This is a genomic window from Demequina sp. TMPB413, from assembly GCF_020447105.2.
Lineage (GTDB): Bacteria > Actinomycetota > Actinomycetes > Actinomycetales > Demequinaceae > Demequina.
This window is the reverse complement of record NZ_CP096184.1, coordinates 1,436,347-1,457,397: the sequence shown is the minus strand read 5'-3', so window position 1 is coordinate 1,457,397 and position 21,051 is coordinate 1,436,347. Positions and strand designations below refer to the sequence as shown.

Below are 21,051 nucleotides of genomic sequence, written 5' to 3'. Positions count from 1 at the left end.
CTTTTCACGATGGGCCGATCCGGCATCGTCCGTGACGGCTCACACGCTGAGGTCCCGCACCCCCATGGGGTGCGGGACCTCAAGCGTGACAGGCAGGCGCTCGCGCTTGCTCTTGCGGGCGTCGACGGGCGCGAGCGCAGGCAGGCGCTCGCACAACTGGTCTTCACGCGACTCGCAGAGCACTTCACCGCCGTCACAGGCGACATCGGGGGATTGACCCTCGCCGCCGTCGGCAGCGTCGGCCGTGGGGAGGCAGGACCCCACTCAGACCTTGACCTCGTCCTGCTACACGACGGCACGACGAGCGGAAAGGCAGCCGCCTCCGAGGTGGCAGCCCGCTTGTGGTACCCCATTTGGGACGCGGGATTGCAACTGGACCACTCCACCAGGTCGCTCACCGAGTGCCGCCAGGTGGCATCGAAGGACTTGGCCGCCGCCGCGGGTCTGCTCGACCTGCGTCACGTTGCGGGCGATGAGTCGCTGGCGCAGCAGGCGCGGTCGGCGATTCTCGCCGATTGGCGATCGGCCGCACGCAAGCGACTGCCCGATCTCTTGGCGGCCTCGCGAGCACGCGCCGAACGCTGCGGTGAGCTCGCCTACCTGATCGAACCAAACATCAAGGAGTCGCGCGGTGGCTTGCGCGATTACGTGAGCCTCACTGCCCTTGCCGCTACGTGGCTCACCGACCGCCCTCACGGCGCGGTCGACGACGCCGCACAGCATCTGCTCGACGTGCGCGACGCTGTGCACACGGTGTCAGGGAGGGCCGCGCATATCGTGGGCAGGCACGTGGCCCAAGAGGTAGCCGACGCTCTTCACATGGAGGACACGGACGCCCTGCTCGCGTCCATTGCCGAGGCTGGCAGGACCATCGCCTACGCCGTGGACAGTACCGAGCGCGGCGCCCGCAGAGCCCTCGAGAAGTCGGGGGTGGGATCGCGCGCCTTCCTCGCCAAGCGCCGCGGCGCTGCTCCTCGTCACGTCCCCGTTGCTCGCGGCTTGATCGATGTCGATGGCGAGCTCGCTCTCGCCCCCGGTTACGCCGCAGAAGACGACGCGGTGCTCCCGCTGCGTGCGGCCGCTGCCGCCGCCTCCACCGGCCTCACGTTCACCCCGAGTCTTCTCGAGACGTTCTCGCGCTGTCCTGAACTAGGCAGCCCGTGGCCGCACGAGGCGCTCGATCGGTTCACCGAACTGCTGCGCCACTCGCATCATCTGTTGGGCGTGTGGGAAGCGCTCGACGTGGCAGGCCAAATCGTCTCCTGGTTGCCGGAGTGGGCGCCCGTGCGCAATCGGCCGCAGCGAAACCCCTTCCACTTGTACACGGTTGATCGTCACCAGATCGAGGCGGTGGTGCTCGCGGGCAAGTTCCGCAAGCACGTACCCGATCCCGATCTGTTGCTGTACGCGGCCCTGTTTCACGACATCGGCAAGCAGGCTGGGGTGGCGGACCATTCCGAGTACGGCGCGAGCCTCATCCCTGGAATTGCAGCCAGGATGGGGCTGTCGGACTCACACAGAGACGCCATCCAGGTGCTGGTGTGCGAGCACTTGACGCTCGCGAGCTTTGCCACGACTCGCGACGTCGAGGACAACGCAGTAGCGGCCGAACTCGTGGAGCGCCTCGGGGGCAGCAGCGACCTGTTCGAAGCGTTGCGGGCACTGACGGAGGCCGATGCCAAGGCCGCCAGCCCCAAGGCGTGGACCGCATGGCGTGAACAGTTGATCGACACCTTGACTGCGAGAGTGAGGGCGACCCTTGCCGCCGGGCCCCAGGTAGGCTAGTCGACACCGCCACAGCCGAAGGGAGAGCCGTGTTCGCCAGCTTGTCCGACCGCCTGACAGCCACCTTCCGCAACCTCCGCGGAAAGGGAAGGCTCACAGAAGCCGACATCGACGGCACCGTGCGCGAGATCAGACGCGCCCTGCTTGACGCCGACGTCGCCCTTCAGGCGGTCACGGCGTTCACCGACCGCATCCGCGAGCGCGCAGTGGGGGCGGAAGTCTCAGGAGCACTCAATCCCGGACAGCAAGTCGTCAAGATCGTTCACGAGGAGCTCATCGAGATCCTCGGCGGCAGCGCCAGGCCGCTGCACATCGCCAAGACGGGCCCCACGGTCATCATGCTCGCGGGACTCCAGGGCGCGGGTAAGACCACGTTCGCGGGAAAACTGGCTCACCACCTGAAGGCTCAGGGCCACACCCCGCTGCTGGTGGCGGCCGACCTCCAGCGCCCTAACGCCGTCACCCAGCTCGAGGTCGTGGGCGAGCGCGCTGGCGTGCCCGTCTTCGCACCCGAGCGCGGCGTCACGCGCGAGGACCAGAAGGCGAAGGGGAACCCCGTCAAGGTGGCGTCAAACGCCATCAAGGAAGCCTCGCGGCGCCAGCACTCCGTGGTCATCGTCGACACGGCAGGCCGGCTCGGCGTCGACCAGGAGTTGATGAAGCAGGCCGGCGACATTCGCAAGGCGATCAACCCTGATGAGGTCCTGTTCGTCATCGACGCGATGATTGGCCAGGACGCCGTGGCGACGGCGCAGGCCTTCCAGGCAGGCGTCGCGATGACGGGCGTGGTGCTCACCAAGCTCGACGGCGATGCACGCGGCGGCGCGGCGCTATCGGTACGTGAAGTCACCGGAGTACCCATCCTCTTCGCCTCCACGGGCGAGAAGCTCGACGAGTTCGAGGTCTTCCACCCGGAGCGCATGGCGGGACGCATCCTCGATATGGGCGACGTGTTGTCGCTCATTGAGAAGGCGGAGGCCACGTTCGACCAGGCGGAAGCCCAACGCATGGCCGACAAGATGTCGAAGGGTGAGGACTTCACGCTCACCGACTTCTTGAGCCAAATGCAGCAACTCAAGAACATGGGCTCCATGAAGAAGATGCTGACCATGCTTCCCGGCATGGGTCAGATGAGGGACCAGATCGACAACCTCGACGAGCGCGAGTTGACGCGCACCGAGGCCATCATTCAGTCGATGACGCCGCTCGAGCGTGACAACCCGAAGGTGCTCAACGGCTCGCGCCGCTCCCGCATCGCGGCGGGCTCAGGCACCACCGTGGCGCAGATCAATTCGCTCGTGAAGCGTTTTGAGGATGCGCAGCGCATGATGAAGGCGATGGCTGGCGGTGGCGGCATCCCAGGGATGGGCGGACTGCCAGCTATGGGACCAGGTGGCCTCCCGGGCGGCAAGAAGTCGAAGGGCAAGCAGGCGCCGCAACGCAAGGTCAAGGGCAAGTCAGGCAATCCCGCCAAGCGCGCGGCCCAGGAGAAGGCGCTACGGGAACACGGCGCGTCGTCGTCCCCTGCTGGTAGCGCCTTCGGTCTAAGCAAGCCTGCGCCGGAAGAGCCAGCCTTCGATCCCACGCAGTTGCCGAGCCTGGACAAGTACCTGCGCGGATGAGCGCCTACGAGCTGACGGGACCGATCCTCGCCGATGAGGATCGGACAGTTGGCAAGGCGTGGGTCGTCGGCGGCAGGATCACGTACGAAAGGCCGCGGCACGCGGACACCGTTCGGGTCGACGGCTGGGTGATTCCTGGTCTCGTCGACATGCACTGCCATCTGGCAGTGGGCCCCTCTGGCCCCGTCGACGGCGAACTTGTGGTCAAGCAGGCGCTGACAGAGCGCGACGCTGGCGTGCTGATGGTGAGGGACACGGGATCTGCAACGTCCCTCGACATCCTCGACGGCCGCGGCGACCTACCCAAGGTGTACCGTTCCGGCAGGTTCATCGCTCGCCCCAAGCGCTACCTCAAGGACTACGCGGTCGAGGTGGAGCCAGCGGCTTTGGCTGACGAGGCCGCTCGGCAGGCGCGCGCCTCCGGGTCCTGGGTGAAAATCATCGCCGATTGGATCGACCGCGACCTGGGAGAAGCGGCAGACCTCACTCCGCTGTGGTCGGCCGCGCAACTCGCCGACGCTGTGGCCGCCGTTCACACGGAAGGCGCCAGGGTGACCGCGCACACGTTCGCGACCGAGTCGCTCGACGCTTTGCTCGACGCGGGTTTCGATTGCATTGAGCACGGTACAGGCATGACGGACGCCCACCTTGAGCGCGCAGCAGGCGCGGGCACGCCGGTGGTCCCCACGCTGCTCCAGATCGGCAACTTCGCATCCTTTGCCGCCCAGGCTGGCGATCGCTTCCCGCTGTTCGCCGAACGGATGCAGCGCATGTACGACCGCAGGCACGAGCACGTCACCAAGATGTGGGAGGCGGGAGTCACGTTGCTGGTGGGCACGGATGCGGGCACGTCGATCGCCCACGGCGACCTCGCACGGGAAGCCGCCGAGTTGGCGAGGTGCATTCCAGCGGCCGACGTCGTGGCTGGGGCGACATGGAGGGCGCGGCGCTTTCTTGGCGCACCAGTATTGGCTGAAGGCGATCCTGCTGACCTGGTAGTCCTCGACCGCGATCCCCGCGAGGAGATCGGGGTGCTCGTTGCACCACGCGCCGTCATGTTGGATGGCGTCCGAGTGATCTGACGAGTCCGTCGCGCTGTCGTTCTCGCGACAGAGGGGAGCGCGCCACCGGAGTTTGCGCGCGCAAGCGGGAATGCGGCGGGGGCACTGCGTGTTGGCGACGTCAGCCAGTAGCCGCGAGCGGCGAGCTGGCTCGAGGGAGGAACGCCGATGACATCGCCAGCCATTCCTGGCCCGCGCGTCGTCGCTGCGCGCTCCTGGTGGGCAGACATGGCCCAAGCCGCCACCTATGTCGTCGCGGCCGTCGGCGTGGCCTTCTTCTTGGCCGACGGTGGCCTGCAGACCTTCGCGACGATCGACTATGTCTACTCCCTCGGCCGTGCGCTCGGCATCGTCGCCGCCGTGTTCATGTTGTTCCAAGTGCTGCTGATCTCGCGCGCGCCCTTCATCGAGCGTGGCATGGGACACGACCGTGCGGCGGCATTGCACTCGCGCACGGGGAAGGCCGCGATCGTCCTCATGGCCGCGCACGCGGGAATCATCAGCGTCATGAGCGCGTACTACGCGGATATCAGCGTGATCGCCCAGTCAACGCGATTCTTCACCAGCCAGTGGTATCTCGCGATGGCGCAGATCGGGCTCGGCGTCTTCGCCGTCATCTTTGTGACGTCGCTGGTGATGGTGCGCTCGCGGTGGCGCTATGAAAACTGGCACGCGGTGCACCTGCTCACGTACGTGGGCGTCGCGCTCGCCATCCCTCACCAGTTTCTTGAGGGCTCCACGTTCCGCGACGGAGGGGTCGCCTGGTGGTTCTGGCTGACGCTCTACGTGGTGGCGTGGGGATCGCTCGTGCTTTTCAGGGTCGTCGCCCCACTGCTGCGGTTCGCGCGGCACGACGTGCGGGTGACCAACGTGACGACCCTGGGCGACGGCTCGACGTCCATTGAGATGAGCGGGCGCGACCTGGATCGGCTGGGCGCCAAGCCTGGACAGTTCATGTTGTGGCGCTTTCTCGATCGAGAGCGTTGGCGGGACTCTCATCCGTTCTCGCTGTCTCGTGTCGCGACACGCGATGTCTTGCGGATCACCGTCAAGCCGAGTGGCGACGGTTCTTCGCGCCTCGCGGGCGTAGCGCCTGGCACACGGGTGATGGTTGAGGGGCCGTTCGGCGTGTTCACCGCTGCGGCCCGTACCCACCGGGGGATCGTGTTGATCGCTGCTGGCATCGGCATCACGCCGATCCGCGCCATGCTGGAGCAACTCGATCCCGCACATGGTCCGGTCGACGTCATTGTGCGCGCGCGCTCCAGGGCGGAGGCGCCGCTGCTTGACGAAGTCGAGCAGATCGCGGCCGCGAAGGGCGTTGCAGTGCACGTCGTACTTGGCCCTCGAGGCGACAACTGGTCGTCGCGGGAGCAGCATGCGGGGCTCGCCGACCTCGTTCCCGACGTCAGCGATCGCGACGTCTTCATCTGTGGTCCTGGTCCCTGGGCCAAGGCCGTCGAGCAGGAGGCCCGCGCCGCCGGCGTCGGTCGAGATAGTGTCCACAGGGAAGCGTTCGCATGGAGCGGAGACAAGAAATGACCACGATGAAGACCTTGATGTGGGCCGGTGCGTCGGCATCGCTCCTGGCGGCCTGCTCCTCTGGCGCCGCCGCGGAAACGGAGACTGACAACACCACCGCACCCGCGACCGATGCCGCGCAGCCCGTGGGCGATGTCACCTATGAGGACGGTGTGTACCTCGGTCCAAGGGTCGAAAACATCAAGGGCGGCTACCAGGCTCAGGTCACCATCGAGAACGGCGTCATCACTGCCGTCGACCCTGTGGAGGCAGGGACGAGCGACCCCGAGTCCGTCAAGGTCAACGCCTTTGCCGTCCCCACGATTGTCGAGCGAGTTCTCGAGGCGCAGAGCGCTGACGTCGAGCACGTCTCTGGGTCCTCGTTCACCTCGCCCGCCTTCATCGAGTCCATCGAAGGAGCACTTAACGAGGCGGCCGCGTAACCATGAGGGCGTCTCGGGTGCTGGTAGTGACCGCAGTGTGTGCGGCGGTGCTGGCTACCGGCTACGCCCTCGCACCCGAGCCCGTCCCGGCGCTCGAACTCGTCACACCGGTATCAGCACCTGCTGAACCGCAGGAGGCCGCTCCATGACGGTGGTCCCTCCCTTTTCTTCCACCGTGACAGCCATGGGGATGCCGTTTGTGGTGCAGCTGGAGATGCCTCCGTCTGACGCCGTCGCCTCGTACGCGGTCGAGCGCTTCCACCACGAACTGTTGTGGGCCGATGAAGTTTTCTCGCTCTTCAAGGACGATTCCTACCTATCGCGCCTGAACAGGGGAGAGATTTCCATTGACGACTGCCCTCCAGAGATGTTCGAGATCCTCAACGCGTGCGAGTGGTACCGATCCAAGACCCTCGGCGGTTTTGACGCGCGGCGACCAGACCACCTCGACCCGAGCGGCATCGTCAAGGGCTGGGCTGTCGCCCGCGGCTCGACAGCACTCGACGCGATCAGTACCGCGGCGTGGATGATTGGCGCGAGCGGAGACGTGCTCGTGTCGGGAGAGGGGCGCGAGTGGCGGATTGGCATCGCGGACCCGCGGGTGAGCGGCGACCCGAATGGCAGCCCCGTGGTCGACGTCGTGATGCTTGGCGGCGAACTGAGAGCCCTCGCTACCTCGGGCAGCGCTCAAAAGGGACTTCACATTTGGGACCCGTCGACCGGTGAAGGGGCCCAGCACTACCTGCAAGTCTCGGTGATGGCCGGCACCATGATGGACGCCGACGCTTGGGCCACCGCGATCGCCGCAGGCGGCGAAAGGGTCCTTTCTGCCGCCCTGGACGCAGGCGTCGAGGCGATGGCGATCACGAACGTCCGTGACGATGGCACCTACGGCGCGTACGCGTCGTCCGGTTGGCCGTCGGTCCTGGCCGCCTAGCGTTCGCCGCACAGGCTCACCCTCTGGCATACTTATCCGTTGGCGCTCACGGCCCTCTACCCGTGGGTGACTATTCGTCTTGTCAGGCAACCCGGTTCATTTCCCGGATCGGCTCAGCCCGACTCACACCGAATCCCAAGGAGCATCACCAAAATGGCAGCAAAGATCCGCCTCAAGCGCTTCGGCAAGAAGCGCGCCCCTTATTACCGCGTCGTCGTCATTGACTCCCGCGCCAAGCGCGACGGTCGGGCGATCGAAGAGATCGGTAAGTACCACCCCACCGAAGAGCCCTCGGTCATCGTGATCGATTCAGAGCGCGCCCAGTACTGGCTCTCTGTCGGCGCTCAGCCTTCCGACCAGGTGCGCGCGCTCCTGAAGCTCACGGGCGACTGGGGCAAGTTCAAGGGCGACAAGGACGCGAAGAGCACCGTTAAGTTTGCCGAGGGCAAGGCCAACGCTGAGGACGCCATCAAGGCGCACGCAGACCAGGCAGAGAAGCTCAAGGCCGAGAAGTCCGCCGCCAAGGAGAAGGCCGCCAAGGAAGCTGACGAGGCCGCGAAGGCCGCAGCAGCCGAGAAGGAAGCCGCAGAAGCTGACGCACCAGTGGAGGACGCGGAGGCGGCAGACGCCGTTGACGTGGCCGACGCCGTGGCTGACGCTGCACCCGCAGAAGACGCAGCTCCTGCAGCCCCAGCGGCCGACGAGGCAACCGGCCCCGCCGAGCCCGCACCCTCCGACGAGGAGAAGTAGGGCATGGTCCTCGAGGCGCTGGAGTTCCTGGTGCGCTCGATCGTCCGCAACCCGGACGACGTGCGCGTCACTGAGCGTTCCGGGCGTCGCGGCGTCACCCTCAACGTGGTCGTCCACCCTGACGACCTGCCGCGGGTCATCGGCCGTCACGGCCGTACGGCGAACTCGCTGCGTACCGTGATTGACGCGGTCGCCCGCGACGACGTTCGCGTCAACATCGTCGACGTCGCCTGACTCGCAAGCAACGCGAGAGGCCCGGTCCCCGTTGGGGGGCCGGGCCTCTTGCGTTCCCTAACGCGAGGTCCAGGAAGCCCTCGCGGCTAGTCTGTAAAGAAGCCGTTCGACTTGGGGCTCCACAACGCCGCCAGCACGGCTATCGCGATCACGATGCCGAGTACGGACTCTGTGGCGGCGATGAGCATCAGCGCGACGAAGGCCCACGCATGCACGATGATGCGCGCCCCCATCAGCGCGGAGATGAAGCCGCGCGCACCGTTCGCGCCGGAACTCAGCATCGCTCCGACGGCCAACGTGATGGCACCCACGACGAGCAGACCCACGCCGGTGGCGAGGGCTCCCGAGGAGCCGACGGACAGCTCAGCAAGCAGGGGCTCGTCGCTCGAGACGAGCAGGAAGACGATACCTGCGGTGATGTCGAGCACTCCCGCTAACCACGACAGCGCGATCGCGACGCTCACGCGTGTGGGCCGGTCCGGACGGGCATTCTGGTCTTCGGTGGACGATTCCCTGGACGCCATGGCGCTCCTCCTCATGCGCGGTCGTAGCGTCGACCGCGGGTTGACTTGGCTCGTACCTTGGGCAACGCTGCGAACGCACGAGACCTTCCGCGGGTCATCGGCCGTCACTTTCGCACGGCGAACTCATTGCGCACCGTCCTCGACGCGGTTTCCCGCGTAGGGGCCCGCGTCGGTATCGGCGACTTCGTTCAACTCTTGTGACGTCCACGAGGCTCGGTTCCTTGTGGGGTCGGGCCCTTCGCGTTGCCGAATTCTGGCTCGCAACAGCGAGTCGCGCCTTCTCGGCAGTCGCTCGCCCAGGTTGGTCACTTCTGACCGTGGCGGAAGGCGACACGCGCCGGTCGAACTGCCGCCATGGTGAGTCGGGGCGGTTCGCGGTCACAAGTCTCCAGACCACCGCGTGGTGACGTGCAGACGCAGACACTTAGAACCGGATCGGTGCGCGACACGCCGCAAAACTCCTTCATGCGCTGCGCGGCAGGGCGCGCCGCGCACGAGATCGGTTCGGAGCGTCCTGGAGGGGAGCGTCCTGGTTGGCGGCCGTGCGGCCGCAGGCGGTGCGACAGATGCGCGTTCGCGGTCCCTTGGCGTCGTCGCGGCGCCCTCCGCGCCCTAGGCTTGCACCCATGAAGGTGACTGTTGCGCGCATCGGCCGCGCCCATGGACTGAAGGGCGAGGTGACGGTCGAACTAAGGACCGACATCCCCGAGGAACGGCTGAAGCCGGGAGCGACGCTCGAGACAGAGCCTGCTGTCGCTGGCCCCCTCACGATTGTCTCGACGCGCATTCAGTCGGACAGGTGGTACCTCAGGATCGAAGACATCGACACCCGTGAGGCCGCGGACTCGCTTCGCGGCGTCGAACTCGTTGTCGAGGCCGACGAAGACGAGGAGGACGGAGCCTGGTACGTCCACGAACTCGTGGGGCTCAGGGCCGAGCGGCCCGACGGCACTCTCGTGGGCGAGGTGGTCGACCTGATGGACATGCCCGCCCAAGACCTGCTCGTGGTCAAGGAGCCCTCTGGTCATCGCGCCATGATTCCGTTTGTTGAGGAGTTCGTTCCCGAGGTAGACATCGACGGCGGTCGGGTGATCGTCACGCCGCCCTATGGGCTGCTCGCAGGCGAGGAGCAAGTGGACACGGGGGAGACGCACTAGTGCGGATTGACGTTGTCTCGATCTTCCCTGAGTTCTTCTCCGTGCTCGACGTGTCGCTGTTGGGCAAAGCCCGCCAGTCTGAACTTGTCCAGGTTGCCGTTCACGACCTGCGCGAGTGGGCCGCGGTCAAGGCCGATGGAAGCCCCGACGTTCACCGCACCGTCGACGACGCCCCGTTCGGTGGCGGTGCGGGCATGGTAATGAAGCCCGACGTGTGGGGACGCGCTCTTGACGACGTGCTGGAGCCAGGCGGGGTGCTTGTCATTCCCAGCCCAGCGGGAATCCCCTTCACTCAAGCCCTCGCGGCCGAACTGGCGCAGGCAGGCCAGCTCGCCTTCGCTTGCGGACGCTATGAGGGCATCGACGCGAGGGTCGCCGAGCACTATGAAGCGCAAGGCTTCCGCGTCGTCGAACTGTCGCTCGGTGACTACGTGCTCAACGGGGGAGAAGTGGCTGCGGTCGCGATGATCGAGGCGATCACCCGGCTGATCCCTGGCTTCATGGGCAACGCGGAGAGCATCGTCGAGGAAAGCCATGCCGACGGCTTGCTTGAGTACCCTTCGTACACCAGGCCAGCGTCGTGGCGTGGTCTCGACGTGCCAGAGGTGCTCCTGAGCGGGCACCACGGCAAGATCGAGGCATGGCGGCGTGAGCAGCAGATCATTCGCACGCGTGAACGGCGCCCCGACTTGCTCGCAGGCCACGACGACGGTGTGGCACAATAGCCTGTTGGTGCGCGCGGAGCTGAGACCTGCCACAGGGGGTTCAGCCCTTCCCGCGGCGCAACGTCCTTTATCGAGTGCCGCAAGGCAAGAGATCGTGGATGACCTGTGGCAGCTGCGAGGAGTGAGACATGCACAAGCTTGACGGCGTTACCGCAAGCCAGCTTCGTGAAGACATTCCGGCGTTCCGCGCCGGTGACACGCTCAAGGTTCACGTCAAGGTCGTCGAGGGCACGCGCTCTCGCGTCCAGGTGTTCCAGGGCATCGTGATCGCACGCCAGGGTTCTGGCGTCGGCGAGACCTTCACGGTGCGCAAGGTTTCCTTCGGAGTGGGTGTGGAGCGCATGTTCCCCCTGCACGCCCCGACCATCGACAAGATCGAGGTCGACCGCCGCGGCGACGTTCGCCGCGCCAAGTTGTACTACCTGCGCGGACTGCGCGGTAAGGCTGCTCGCATCCGCGAGAAGCGCGAGAACTGACCATTACTCCTTCGCACGCCGCACCGGCGGAGAGGTCCAACCTCTCCGCCGGTCGTCGTGTGACCGCGTGGCTGCGCGAGATCCTCATCGTGCTTGCCAGCGCGCTGGTGTTGTCACTGCTGCTCAAGACCTTCGTCTTCCAGTCGTTCTGGATCCCTTCGGGGTCCATGGAGAACACGCTTGAAGTGAAGGACCGCATCCTCGTGTCGCTGTGGCGGCCGGGCCCACTGGACGTCCGGCGCGGTGACGTCGTCGTGTTCAAGGACCCTGGCGGATGGCTCGGCCCTTCGAACGAGCCGGAACCTACTGGCCTCGCCAAGGGCTGGAATGACTTCGCCACCTTCGTCGGCCTGTTGCCTCAAGACGCCGGCGAACACCTGGTCAAGCGCGTCATCGGCCTGCCGGGCGAGACCGTCGCTTGCGACCCCGCCACGGACACCGTCTCGATCAACGGCGTCGATCTTGTTGAGGACTACATCAAGCCTGGAACCACCACGTGCACCAACGGGTGGGAGGTCACGGTGCCAGAGGGCCGCGTCTGGGTCTTGGGGGACAACCGCTCGAACTCTGCGGATTCTCGCGCCCACTTGGGTGAGCCCGGTGGCGGCATGGTGCCAGTCGACAACATCGTCGGCACTGCTTTTGTGACCGCGTGGCCTTTTGATCACTGGAAGACGTTCGGCAATCCCTACTAAGGGACACCAGTCCGCTTAAGGTCGAGTCATGGCAGTCACTCTTGATCATGAGACCGCCCACTGGGACGCAGGCATGCGCTTGGTTGCTGGCATCGACGAGGTCGGCAGGGGCGCACTCGCAGGTCCAGTGACGGTGGGCGTCGCCGTCCTCGAACGCTGCTCGACGTGGCCAGCTGGCCTAGCGGACTCCAAGGAACTCAGCCGCACGGCGCGAGAGACGCTCGATGCCGTGCTCGGCCACTTTGGCGTCGGCCGGGCAGTCGGCCACGCGAGCCCTGGCGAGATCGACGCTCACGGGATTGTCGCTGCGCTCCGGCTCGCGGGTCACCGCGCTCTCGCCACGCTTGAGGCCGACGGCGTCGTCCCCGACGCGATCCTTCTCGACGGCACTCACGATTGGTTGACCCCTCCAGCAGTTGATCTCTTCGCAGCCAGCGCCCCAGTGATCGAGGGAGCAGGGAGCCTTGCTCCCGTCACGATGGTGACGAAGGGCGACTCGCTGTGCGCCTCCATCGCCGCAGCCTCGATCATCGCCAAGGTGGAACGCGATCAGATCATGCGCGACGCCCACCACGCACATCCGGAGTACGGGTGGGACGGCAACAAGGGATATGGCGCGGCGCGTCACCTTGATGCGCTCAGGGGGCTCGGGCCGAGCCCGCTACACAGGGTGTCGTGGAAGCTCCCGGAGCGGGCCGCGACGGCGTCCTAGTGCTCCGTCGACCACCCGAGGCGTCGCACGACAGCCTCCCTGCCGGCTGGGTTGAGTCCTTCAGGCCCGACGCCGAGGTAGCGATCCGCCACGGCGAGCAGTGCGCGTGCGGCGGGTTCGGGCGCCTGCGCGACGGCGTCGGCGATCTCACGTGCCAGGTCGGAAAAGGCTTGCTCGACGCGGCGCAGCCCGTCGAGTCGATCGAGCGCTGGTGAGGCGTCTGCCGACCGCGCTCGCACTGCGCGCAAGAGCGTCTGGACCCCGTCGCCGCGAATAATGGAACCCGCGCTCAGAATTTCGCCGCGTCGCGCCCTACCCACCCCGTGGAGCAAAGCGGTGAGAAACAGAGCCGAATCCCGCCTCAGGTGCGGGACGTTCGAGGGGAACGGTGTCGAGGCGACGCGTTCCATGACCTGTGCGACGCCGCCCCGATCAAACAGCACGGCATAGTCTTCCGCAGCCCAGGTCGCGAGCGAGTCCAGCGTGGCAACTCCCCATTCGATGAAGTGGCCGTCGTCATACATGGCCTTACCGCCACCGTGATGCTCCCCCAGGACAAGCACGACGCGCTCCGGCTGAGGCATCCAGTCGGTGGTGCCGCGATAGCGCACTTCAGCGCCGGGAATCACGACGACGGCGAAGTCGTGGTCGGACCATTCGTCCACCCGAGACTGATCGGCGGTGGACCCCATTCCCACGATTAGTAGTGCCCCCTAAGGTGGTGTAGCCCTCGGGGTGGTCGCTGTCGTTGAAGATGTGAAAGCGGCCACCGTGAGGACCTTCGAGTTCACCCTTCAAAGCTCTCTCGAACGGAACATCACGATGACCGCACCTCATATTGTCGACCCCGCCCGCGTGTTGGGCAACCTGCTTTCGGACGCTTCGCCGGACATGATGCGTCAGTTGTTGCAGACCATGATCAACGCGTTGCTCAGCGCTGACGCGGACGCCGTGATCGGTGCCGAGTGGGGTCAGGCCTCACTGGAGCGGACCGCGCAGCGCAATGGGTATCGTCACCGCCCGCTGGACACGAGGGCCGGCACGATCGACGTGGCGGTCCCGAAACTGCGTTCTGGCACCTACTTCCCCGATTGGCTCCTGGAGAGGCGCAAACGGGCCGAGTCCGCGTTGGTCACCGTGGTCGCTGACTGCTACCTCGCAGGCGTCTCCACGAGACGGATGGACAAACTGGTCAAGACTCTCGGCATCGACGGGCTATCGAAGTCCCAGGTGTCACGCATGGCTGAGGAACTCGATGAGCACGTCGCCGCATTCAGACACCGCCCCCTGGGTGAAGCCGGTCCGTTCACGTTCGTGGCCGCAGACGCCCTGACCATGAAGGTCCGTGAAGCAGGACGGGTGATCAATGCCGTCTGCCTCGTCGCCACGGGCGTCAACGGTGACGGTCACCGCGAGGTCTTGGGTCTGCAGGTCGCCACCAGTGAGACCAAAGCGGCGTGGAACATGTTCTTCGCGGACCTCGTGGCCCGTGGCCTTGGTGGAGTGCGCCTGATCACCTCTGATGCTCACGCAGGGCTCGTGGAAGCGATCGCAGCGAACCTTCCAGAAGCTGTCTGGCAACGCTGCCGCACCCATTACGCCGCAAACCTGATGGCCATCACACCCAAAGCGATGTGGCCAGCCGTGAAGGCCATGCTCCACAGCGTCTATGACCAACCCGACGGGCCCGCAGTGCACGCCCAGTTCGACCGCTTGCTTGACTACGTCAGCGAGCGTCTGCCCGCTGTTGCCGAGCACCTCGAGGGTGCCCGGGAGGACCTGCTCGCGTTCACAGGTTTCCCCAAGGACGTCTGGTCCCAGATCTGGTCCAACAACCCCGCCGAGCGCCTGAATAAGGAAATCCGACGGCGCACTGACGCCGTCGGCATCTTCCCCAACCGCGAAGCGATCATCCGCCTCGTCGGAGCCGTCCTCGCCGAGCAGACCGACGAGTGGACCGAGTCGAAACGCTACCTTGGACTCGAGATCCTGGCCCGCTGCCGACTCACCACCGTCCCCAACCGCAACCCCGGGGAGGTGGACACCGAACCCCTCGCCCTCACCGCCTGATGAAGGAAACTGCTGGGCCCCTACCTGGGGCCTGACCGTCCGTACAGCGCGCCGCGCTGGAGGTAGTCGTACCACCGCGAAGAAGTTCCGTCGCAGATATTGCGGTTTTGCCGCCCGAGACCGATACTTCGTTTGCAGCAAACGCTGCGCCACGAGTGTCCCCGGGAGGAAGCCTGTCAATCGAGAACCGAGTCCGGCGAGGACGAGTGGCGCGACGCGTTGCTCTCTCCGGCGTGGGGCTCATCGCCCTGGTCTCCATTTCGGCGTTCTCACCCGTTACCGCCGCGAGTCCTTCTGCGCCCGCTTCCGGGCAGGGGACCGCAGTTTCGACACCAACGGAGGTTGCGCCGTACACCATCAGTTGGACGTCAGAGGTGCCGATTCCCGCCGTGTCTACGGTCGCCGACATGCAGCGCTTGCAAGCGGGCGGAGACGCTCAGATCGCTGGACTCGATGGCACCAACGCGAATCTCGTCTCCGTAGCGGCAGTTACGCCGAATGGGTTCATTCTTCAACACCCCGGACTCCGGCGCACCGACTACGTCTACGACTCTGATGCCGTCTACCAGGGGACGTCGGTCTGCACTAGCACCTGCCAGGTCAAGGCCGAGGTCAAGGTGCAACTCCACCAGGTCGCGATCGGCGGGAGTTCTCACACTTGGCAACTGACGTTAAACATGTCGAAGTACTCAAACGCCGGAGGCTTGACGTGGACCTATTGGGGTTCCTACTGGTGCGGTGTAAATGTCTCGGGCGGGAGCGACACTCTGTGCACAAACGGCGCGGCACCGAGCGGTGTGTCGATGACGGTGAACTCTCTCGTGAACAAGCCTTGGGGCTCCACCAATGGCATCACGGTCTTCCCGATGGTGACGGCCACGACCCAGTTCAGCAATGGCGTCACCGTCAGCACGAAGTTCCGCGGTTGGGATACGACGAGCGCCGCGAGCACGACCAAACTCAAGGCCACGTCGGGAACCGGGGCCTAATATCGGAACAATGGTAGACCTGTGGTTCGCGGGCGTAGTCGGCGCAGAGCCGTCACGCACTGGCACTGCGCTCTACACCCAAAGCCCAGACGGGTTGTTCGCCGTCCTCGTCCGCGGTCCGTCCTCCCCCGACTCGAGGGAAGAATCGAGCCAACTCCTGAGCCACTACGGCGCCAACGTCGAAGGACTCGGCTACCTGCTGTCTCTCGTGCCGGTTCCGCTCTCTCCTGCGCTTGAGCGGTGGAGCACGGCGCGCGACGTGCCTGCTGCTGACATTGGGGGTGGGGAGCCCGTCTTGATCTCGATCGACGGCGCTGCGCAACTGGCGTTGTCTTGGCGCTTTGATTTCTTGCGCGCCTATGCGACGACATACCGAGGAGACCAAATCGCCTTCATTGCTCCCGCTCAGTTCGAGCGGATCGAGTTGACTCAAACCCCGGCACCAACCGCACCATCGGAGGGCCCGATGTCCGCGTGACATTCGGCCAGCATCCAAACGAAGGATCCGCAGTTACACCATTACCCGGGACTTGACCCCACGATTCCGACCACATCGTCCCGGTCGGAGAGAATGGCGACGAGCGATTCGAGCCAGGCGGCATGCTGTTCCGGTGTCATCACTACTTCCCAAATGTTGATCCCAGGCGATCCCACGCCGATTCCCGCACATACACGGGAATCCGGTGCCGCGGCGTGCGGGTGGCGAGGGTCTTTCCGCCCCGAACCGTATCGCCGGTCCAGGCGTCCCGCCAATCACCGCGCGGCACGTACACGTCCCAATCATCGCCAGGCGCCAACACCGGGGCGACCAGGATGTCATCGCCAAGCGTCCACTCTGGGGGTGCCGACCACACGTGCTCGTCGTCGCCGTAGTCGAAGAACAGCGGTCGCATGAGAGGGCGAGACGTCTCGACCGCCGCGCGTGCCTGCTCGGCGATGTAGGGCAGCAGCCTCTCGCGTAGCGCCACAATCTCGCGCACCTCGTCAATCACGGACGGCTCGCCTGTCTGCTCGGCGATGTTCCACGGGGTGCGGTCCCGCGATGGGGTGCGGTGGTGGTTGAACTCCGAGTGGTATTGCATGATCGGGACGAAGGCGCTCGCGGCAAACGCGCGCACGTAGAGCTCAGCGTCGGGAACAGGCCCAGAGAAGCCAGCTATATCCCAGCCCCAGTAGACGATGCCGGAAGCGGCGGCATTGAGGCCCGCCCACATCGACCACCTGAACGCGTCCCACGTCGAGTTTTCGTCGCCCGCCCAAAAGGCGCCGTGCGCCTGTGAACCGGTGAAGCCCGCGCGCGAGAACGTGACAGGGGCCTTGCCGCAACGCCGCATGAGGTCGCCGTAGGCCTTGGCGTAGGCGACCGGATTGAGGTTATTCGCCTCCGCACCAGAACGGCCGTCGACGTACACAAGGTCGGCGCCCCACGCGTGCTCGGAGCCATCAGTCTTGAAACCGTCGATGCCCATCTGATCCACGAGGTAGCGGCGCTTCTCGGTCCACCAGCGAGCGGCCTCTTCGTCAGACAGATCTGGCATGAGGCTCAGCGGGAACCACCAGCCGCGGTTGCGATAAGGGCGCAGAGAGCCATCGGCATGCTTGGCCCTGATGACGTGGCCTTCCCTGATGGCGGCGTCGGCGTCGTGTTGCGTCTGGCCGTGGGGGTGGGGCCTCATCTTGATGAGCGGAATCTGCCACAGCAGCAGTCGCGTGTCTTGAGCGTGCAGCCCGTCGACCATGGCCTTGGGATCGGGCCAGGCCCCGTCGGCGGGGAACGTGAAGTCCTCGAGGCGTAAGGGGCCACCGTCTTCGCGAGGCTCGTATTTCGCGTCACGCCACGCGGTGAAGGTGCTCTCGTCGCTCCACGCTTCGATCACGATGGAGCCGACCGGGATGTCGTGCTGCGCGTGCAAAGCCGCTTGGCGTTCCACTTCCGACTGGGTGTTCCACTCGTTGCCGCTGGCCCACAAGCGCAGCACCCACTCGGGCAGCTCCTCTGGGCGGCCAACGCCCTCGAGGAACGCGTCAAGGACCCGTGTGGGGGAACCGTCAAACGTCCGGAGCGTCAGCGCCACGTCCGCGTCTGCAGGCGAGGCCGTCTCCGCCTCGACGATCAGCAGGGACGGTTCGGATTCGCCCACGTCGAACCAGACCCTGCGAGACGTGTCGACATGGAACCCCCACCCGACGCCGCCCACAACGTGGGCAAAAGGCATCGGCATGTAGGTGCGGCGCAGCTGGCCTTGGGACTTGTACTGCTCGAACACCACGGAATCGAGGCTCGTGCCACGGTGATCGAGGCGATCAAAGCGCTCTCCGAAGCCTGCAACGTGCTCGCCGTCGGCCAAAGGCAGTGCGAAACGCACCTTGGCAATGTGGGTCGCGGTTCGCAGCGCCTTGACGGAACCGGCGACGACGCCGTGCTTGCCTTCGACGCGGATCAAGCCTTCGGAGGCATCGCTCCAACGCGCCACCTCGGTGGAGGAGGCGCTCGTGCGGCGGGTTGTTTCGCCATCTGTTGCGCTGAGTCGGTACGTCAACGCCACCGCGTCGGCGGCGACGTCTATGCTGGCCTCCCAGCCATCGGCCTTGCGCGCGAGCTTGGCTTGCGCCGACGCGAGATGACCGCCGTCGACCTGCTGGCCGCGAGAAGACCGTGCCACTGGCGCGCAAGGAATCTCTCGTGTGGAGCGGGAGCCGTCAGCACGCGTCTCGGTGAGGTGGAGCGTGACGGCGCTGACGTCGGCGGTCGTGCGTGAGCCGATGCGAAGCGCCTCGCCAGCCACGGGGAGCACCGGCCAGCGCTGGTCAGTGTCGGGGGAGTACGGGTGCCCTGAGCCCAGTGGGCTGTGCCTGATCATCATCGGTCGAGTTCCTTTGCGAGTCGAAGCACCATGGCGTGCGACCACAGCAGTGGGGTGGCCACTTCCCCCCATTTGTCGATCCACTCTTGGCGGCGCTCCGGCGCCAGCAAGTGGCGATCGACCTGTTCAGGCAGGTCGAGGGAGGGCGTGGCCGTCGATACGGCCCAGTCAAAGTACGCGGCGGCCTTGTCGGCGTCGCCAAGCGCGAACCGCGCGAGGCCGACGAAGCAACTCAGCAGCGGCCACTGGCCCCCGCCATAGAAGGTGTCGGCCGCGAATCGGTGCACTCCGTCGTCCACCGCGAGCTCTGACTCGACAGCGTCGACGGTTGATCTCGCAACAGGGTGATCCGCTGGAATGAAGCCGAGTGGCGAGATCAGCGCCGTGAGCGAGGCGTCTACCGCCGTCGTCCCGATCCATTTGACCAAGTGGCCGTCGACAACGCCCTGGGAAAGGATGACGTGGCGAATCGCGTCGGCGGCGGAGGCCGCGGCCTCTGTGCGCGCCGCGTCGAGGACGCCCATGCGGGCCGCAGCTTCGAGGCCAGCCCCGACGCAACCGAGCGTCGAGATGTGAATCTGCTCGTCGTGTTCCTCCCACCAGTCGAAGCAGGGGCGATCCCACGAGGAGATGAGGTAGTCGACCGTGAGCGCGACGGCGTCGGCATGCGGGCGAATGTCGCTGCCGTGCCGTTTCGCGTGAGCGTCGAGGGCCCACAGCCACGTGCCAAAGCCGTCGAGTTGGAAGTCCCACCAGTCGTCGCCGCCGTCGCGGCCGCCGTCGAACGTAAAGCGAGCGGGGAGCATGTCGGCGTCGGCGAGTGGTGCGCCTGCCGCCGCCCCGTCAACCGCGGCGCGGATGTTGTCGCCGTAGCGGCGCACGACGCTGGCGCACCATGCGAAGAAGGCGTCAACGGAGTCGACCTCGCCAGCAGCTGACATGCCGTCGGCGATGAAGGCGCCGTCGCGGAACCAACAGAATCCCTTGTAGGCGGAGAACGAGGGGCTGGCGGGGTAGGCGCCCTCGCGCGTCTGGAGGGAGCGGATGAGGGCGCGGGAGTGGTCGAGAAGGGCGCGATCGGACGAGGGTTCGGCCGGGGTCATGAGGGCACTCGTTTCTAAAGGCTTCGGGGTAGGCTCGCAGGGCCTGGTGGCGGCGAATTCTGGGCGCCGCCACCAGGCCCTTTGTGTGCTCTAGCCCAAGAGGTCGTTGATCTGGGAGGCGGCAGAGGCGATGGCGTCCTCGAGCGACTTGCGACCGGCGGCGGCTTCCGTCAACTCTGCACCGACGATGTCTTGCATCTCGGCCTGGTTGTCGCCAATGACAGGCGGCAAGGCGATGCCGTCGAGCGAGTCGAACACTGCCTGACGGTTGTCGGGCTCGCCCTGGTCGAGGTACGTGGCCAGCAAAGCCTCGTCAGAGATAGCGGGCAGCTCCCAGCCAGCGCTCAGGCGCGTGTCCACCATCACTTGGGACGCGGTGAGGTACTCGGCGAACTTCTGCGCGGCCTCCTTGTGGGAGGAGTTGGCAGAGACGGCAACCGCGTTGGAGAACACGGCCGACGCGTTCTGAGCGTCTCCCGGCTCGACTGCAATGTCCCACGCGAAGCCACTGTCAGCGGCGGCGCCGAACATCCAGATGCCTGAGTGCCACATGGCGAGCTTGCCGTCGGCCCACAAGGAGGTATCGAAGTCAGGCGTTCCCGCACCCTGCTCCGCCGTCGGCATGGTGGAACCAGACTTGCCTACGAGCCATTCGGCCGCAGCGATTCCCTCAGGAGAGTCGAAGGCGACGGAGGTGCCGTCGTCGTTCAAGAACTGGCCTCCTGCCTGCACGAGCGCCTTGTAGAACTCGTAGTAGGAGATCGGCTGGTAGTCGCCCCACACCCCTGCGTCCGCGTCCGTCAGCGCCTCGGCTGCCGCCTTCTCGTCTTCCCACGTCCAATCGGACGTCGGGTAGTCAAGCCCTGCAGCGTCGAAGAGGTCCTTGTTGAAGTACAGGACCACCGTGGAGAACGAGGTGGGCAGCGCATAGGAGACGCCATCGGTTTGGTACGCGGCGGCGATGTCGCCGCGGTACACGGAGGTGTCGACGCCCTCGAGGGGGGCGAAGGCTCCCGCCGACTGGTACGTCGGGTAGGTCGCGTACTCGATGTCAAAGACGTCGGCAGTGGTACCAGCCGCCAGGTCGGTCTGCAGGGCGGTGAAGTAGTCGGCATACGGCATCGTCGTCACGTCGACGGTGATGGTGGGGTTCTCCGCCTCGAAGGCGTCGACGATGGCGGCGAGGTTCTCTTCATTGCCGCCATTGGAGATGAAGTTCGAGTACGTAATGGTGACGGGCTCGGCTGCGTCTGACGTGGCGCCCCCTCGGGACGCATCGGGCTCGTCGCTCGACGAGCACGCGGTGAGCGTCAGTGCGAGGGCGGCGACGATGCCGACCCCGGCGATTGCTGACTTGTGCATGGGATTTCCTTTGGTTTCTGG

21 protein-coding genes and 1 pseudogene are annotated in these 21,051 nt (G+C 65.9%); 17 read left to right on the top strand and 5 right to left on the bottom strand.

What is annotated here, in order from left to right:
* Positions 1-9: 9 nt before the first annotated feature.
* The 9 genes and pseudogenes from LGT36_RS07065 to LGT36_RS07025 all read left to right on the top strand — a co-directional run bounded on the left by LGT36_RS07065 (position 10) and on the right by LGT36_RS07025 (position 8,353).
* Complete coding sequence (locus tag LGT36_RS07065; RefSeq protein WP_226097071.1) at positions 10-1,785, top strand: HD domain-containing protein; 1,776 nt, start codon at positions 10-12, stop codon at positions 1,783-1,785.
* Positions 1,786-1,814: 29 nt separating this feature from the next.
* Positions 1,815-3,407, top strand: coding sequence for a signal recognition particle protein (gene ffh / locus LGT36_RS07060; protein WP_226097070.1), 1,593 nt, complete (start codon positions 1,815-1,817; stop codon positions 3,405-3,407).
* On the top strand, positions 3,404-4,489 hold the full coding sequence (locus LGT36_RS07055) for an amidohydrolase family protein (protein WP_226097069.1): 1,086 nt from the start codon (positions 3,404-3,406) through the stop codon (positions 4,487-4,489). The genes ffh and LGT36_RS07055 overlap by 4 nt, the downstream gene beginning before the upstream one ends.
* 147 nt (positions 4,490-4,636) lie before the next feature.
* Positions 4,637-6,010, top strand: a complete 1,374-nt coding sequence (locus LGT36_RS07050; protein WP_226097068.1) for a ferric reductase-like transmembrane domain-containing protein — start codon at positions 4,637-4,639, stop codon at positions 6,008-6,010.
* 5 nt (positions 6,011-6,015) lie between these two features.
* Positions 6,016-6,432: a hypothetical protein gene (locus LGT36_RS07045; protein ID WP_226264624.1), complete on the top strand. Its 417-nt coding sequence runs from the start codon at positions 6,016-6,018 to the stop codon at positions 6,430-6,432.
* A gap of 2 nt (positions 6,433-6,434) precedes the next feature.
* Positions 6,435-6,581 carry a hypothetical protein gene (locus LGT36_RS07040; RefSeq protein ID WP_226097066.1) on the top strand — a complete coding sequence of 49 codons (147 nt, stop codon included), beginning with the start codon at positions 6,435-6,437 and terminating at the stop codon, positions 6,579-6,581.
* The gene (locus tag LGT36_RS07035; RefSeq protein WP_226097065.1) at positions 6,578-7,369 is read left to right on the top strand and encodes an FAD:protein FMN transferase; all 792 of its coding nucleotides are present in this window, start codon (positions 6,578-6,580) and stop codon (positions 7,367-7,369) included. The genes LGT36_RS07040 and LGT36_RS07035 overlap by 4 nt, the downstream gene beginning before the upstream one ends.
* Positions 7,370-7,522: 153 nt before the next feature.
* A pseudogene (gene rpsP, locus LGT36_RS07030) lies at positions 7,523-7,987 on the top strand (30S ribosomal protein S16); the annotation flags it as partial.
* Positions 7,988-8,122: 135 nt separating this feature from the next.
* Entirely contained in the window at positions 8,123-8,353 is a 231-nt protein-coding gene (locus tag LGT36_RS07025) for a KH domain-containing protein (RefSeq protein WP_226097063.1), read from the top strand.
* Positions 8,354-8,439: 86 nt separating this feature from the next.
* Here the strand turns inward: LGT36_RS07025 and LGT36_RS07020 are convergent, their stop codons facing one another.
* Positions 8,440-8,877 (bottom strand): hypothetical protein, encoded by a 438-nt coding sequence (locus tag LGT36_RS07020; protein WP_226097062.1) that lies wholly within the window; start codon positions 8,875-8,877, stop codon positions 8,440-8,442.
* Positions 8,878-9,503: 626 nt separating this feature from the next.
* Between LGT36_RS07020 and rimM the strand changes: the two genes are divergently transcribed.
* The 5 genes from rimM to LGT36_RS06995 all read left to right on the top strand — a co-directional run bounded on the left by rimM (position 9,504) and on the right by LGT36_RS06995 (position 12,642).
* On the top strand, positions 9,504-10,034 hold the full coding sequence (rimM, locus tag LGT36_RS07015) for a ribosome maturation factor RimM (RefSeq protein ID WP_226097061.1): 531 nt from the start codon (positions 9,504-9,506) through the stop codon (positions 10,032-10,034).
* Positions 10,034-10,759, top strand: coding sequence for a tRNA (guanosine(37)-N1)-methyltransferase TrmD (trmD, locus tag LGT36_RS07010; RefSeq protein WP_226097060.1), 726 nt, complete (start codon positions 10,034-10,036; stop codon positions 10,757-10,759). The genes rimM and trmD overlap by 1 nt, the downstream gene beginning before the upstream one ends.
* 128 nt (positions 10,760-10,887) lie before the next feature.
* The gene (rplS, locus tag LGT36_RS07005) at positions 10,888-11,235 is read left to right on the top strand and encodes a 50S ribosomal protein L19 (RefSeq protein ID WP_226097059.1); all 348 of its coding nucleotides are present in this window, start codon (positions 10,888-10,890) and stop codon (positions 11,233-11,235) included.
* A 59-nt stretch (positions 11,236-11,294) separates the two neighbouring features.
* Positions 11,295-11,930, top strand: a complete 636-nt coding sequence (gene lepB, locus LGT36_RS07000) for a signal peptidase I (protein ID WP_226097058.1) — start codon at positions 11,295-11,297, stop codon at positions 11,928-11,930.
* 28 nt (positions 11,931-11,958) lie between these two features.
* On the top strand, positions 11,959-12,642 hold the full coding sequence (locus tag LGT36_RS06995) for a ribonuclease HII (protein ID WP_226097057.1): 684 nt from the start codon (positions 11,959-11,961) through the stop codon (positions 12,640-12,642).
* Here LGT36_RS06995 and LGT36_RS06990 read toward each other — a convergent pair.
* Positions 12,639-13,307 (bottom strand): hypothetical protein, encoded by a 669-nt coding sequence (locus LGT36_RS06990; RefSeq protein ID WP_226097056.1) that lies wholly within the window; start codon positions 13,305-13,307, stop codon positions 12,639-12,641. The two genes, LGT36_RS06995 and LGT36_RS06990, sit on opposite strands and share 4 nt — an antisense overlap.
* Before the next feature lie 157 nt (positions 13,308-13,464).
* Here LGT36_RS06990 and LGT36_RS06985 point away from each other — a divergent pair, with 157 nt between their 5' ends.
* From LGT36_RS06985 to LGT36_RS06975, 3 genes are all read left to right on the top strand, one after another.
* Positions 13,465-14,712, top strand: coding sequence for an IS256 family transposase (locus tag LGT36_RS06985; RefSeq protein WP_226097055.1), 1,248 nt, complete (start codon positions 13,465-13,467; stop codon positions 14,710-14,712).
* 206 nt (positions 14,713-14,918) lie between these two features.
* Entirely contained in the window at positions 14,919-15,701 is a 783-nt protein-coding gene (locus LGT36_RS06980; RefSeq protein WP_226097054.1) for a hypothetical protein, read from the top strand.
* A gap of 10 nt (positions 15,702-15,711) precedes the next feature.
* A complete protein-coding gene (locus LGT36_RS06975; RefSeq protein ID WP_226097053.1) occupies positions 15,712-16,179 on the top strand; it encodes a hypothetical protein in 468 nt (155 codons plus the stop codon).
* A 142-nt stretch (positions 16,180-16,321) separates the two neighbouring features.
* Here LGT36_RS06975 and LGT36_RS06970 read toward each other — a convergent pair whose 3' ends face one another.
* From LGT36_RS06970 to LGT36_RS06960, 3 genes are all read right to left on the bottom strand, one after another.
* Positions 16,322-18,565, bottom strand: a complete 2,244-nt coding sequence (locus LGT36_RS06970; protein ID WP_226097052.1) for a TIM-barrel domain-containing protein — start codon at positions 18,563-18,565, stop codon at positions 16,322-16,324.
* Positions 18,562-19,668 (bottom strand): glycoside hydrolase family 15 protein, encoded by a 1,107-nt coding sequence (locus tag LGT36_RS06965; RefSeq protein ID WP_226097051.1) that lies wholly within the window; start codon positions 19,666-19,668, stop codon positions 18,562-18,564. Before LGT36_RS06965 ends, LGT36_RS06970 begins: the two co-directional genes overlap by 4 nt.
* A gap of 90 nt (positions 19,669-19,758) precedes the next feature.
* Entirely contained in the window at positions 19,759-21,030 is a 1,272-nt protein-coding gene (locus tag LGT36_RS06960; protein WP_226097050.1) for a sugar ABC transporter substrate-binding protein, read from the bottom strand.
* Positions 21,031-21,051 lie beyond the last annotated feature (21 nt).

What these genes read in the sequence shown, in the direction of transcription:
- LGT36_RS06965 (WP_226097051.1), bottom strand. Translation starts at nt 19,668, where the DNA reads ATGACCCCGGCCGAACCCTCGTCCGATCGCGCCCTTCTCGACCACTCC.
- LGT36_RS06970 (WP_226097052.1), bottom strand. Translation starts at nt 18,565, where the DNA reads ATGATGATCAGGCACAGCCCACTGGGCTCAGGGCACCCGTACTCCCCC.
- LGT36_RS07045 (WP_226264624.1), top strand. Translation starts at nt 6,016, where the DNA reads ATGAAGACCTTGATGTGGGCCGGTGCGTCGGCATCGCTCCTGGCGGCC.
- rimM (WP_226097061.1), top strand. Translation starts at nt 9,504, where the DNA reads ATGAAGGTGACTGTTGCGCGCATCGGCCGCGCCCATGGACTGAAGGGC.
- LGT36_RS07055 (WP_226097069.1), top strand. Translation starts at nt 3,404, where the DNA reads ATGAGCGCCTACGAGCTGACGGGACCGATCCTCGCCGATGAGGATCGG.
- rplS (WP_226097059.1), top strand. Translation starts at nt 10,888, where the DNA reads ATGCACAAGCTTGACGGCGTTACCGCAAGCCAGCTTCGTGAAGACATT.
- LGT36_RS06975 (WP_226097053.1), top strand. Translation starts at nt 15,712, where the DNA reads ATGGTAGACCTGTGGTTCGCGGGCGTAGTCGGCGCAGAGCCGTCACGC.
- LGT36_RS07020 (WP_226097062.1), bottom strand. Translation starts at nt 8,877, where the DNA reads ATGGCGTCCAGGGAATCGTCCACCGAAGACCAGAATGCCCGTCCGGAC.
- LGT36_RS06995 (WP_226097057.1), top strand. Translation starts at nt 11,959, where the DNA reads ATGGCAGTCACTCTTGATCATGAGACCGCCCACTGGGACGCAGGCATG.
- LGT36_RS06985 (WP_226097055.1), top strand. Translation starts at nt 13,465, where the DNA reads ATGACCGCACCTCATATTGTCGACCCCGCCCGCGTGTTGGGCAACCTG.
- LGT36_RS07065 (WP_226097071.1), top strand. Translation starts at nt 10, where the DNA reads ATGGGCCGATCCGGCATCGTCCGTGACGGCTCACACGCTGAGGTCCCG.
- LGT36_RS07025 (WP_226097063.1), top strand. Translation starts at nt 8,123, where the DNA reads ATGGTCCTCGAGGCGCTGGAGTTCCTGGTGCGCTCGATCGTCCGCAAC.
- LGT36_RS06960 (WP_226097050.1), bottom strand. Translation starts at nt 21,030, where the DNA reads ATGCACAAGTCAGCAATCGCCGGGGTCGGCATCGTCGCCGCCCTCGCA.
- LGT36_RS07035 (WP_226097065.1), top strand. Translation starts at nt 6,578, where the DNA reads ATGACGGTGGTCCCTCCCTTTTCTTCCACCGTGACAGCCATGGGGATG.
- LGT36_RS07040 (WP_226097066.1), top strand. Translation starts at nt 6,435, where the DNA reads ATGAGGGCGTCTCGGGTGCTGGTAGTGACCGCAGTGTGTGCGGCGGTG.
- LGT36_RS07050 (WP_226097068.1), top strand. Translation starts at nt 4,637, where the DNA reads ATGACATCGCCAGCCATTCCTGGCCCGCGCGTCGTCGCTGCGCGCTCC.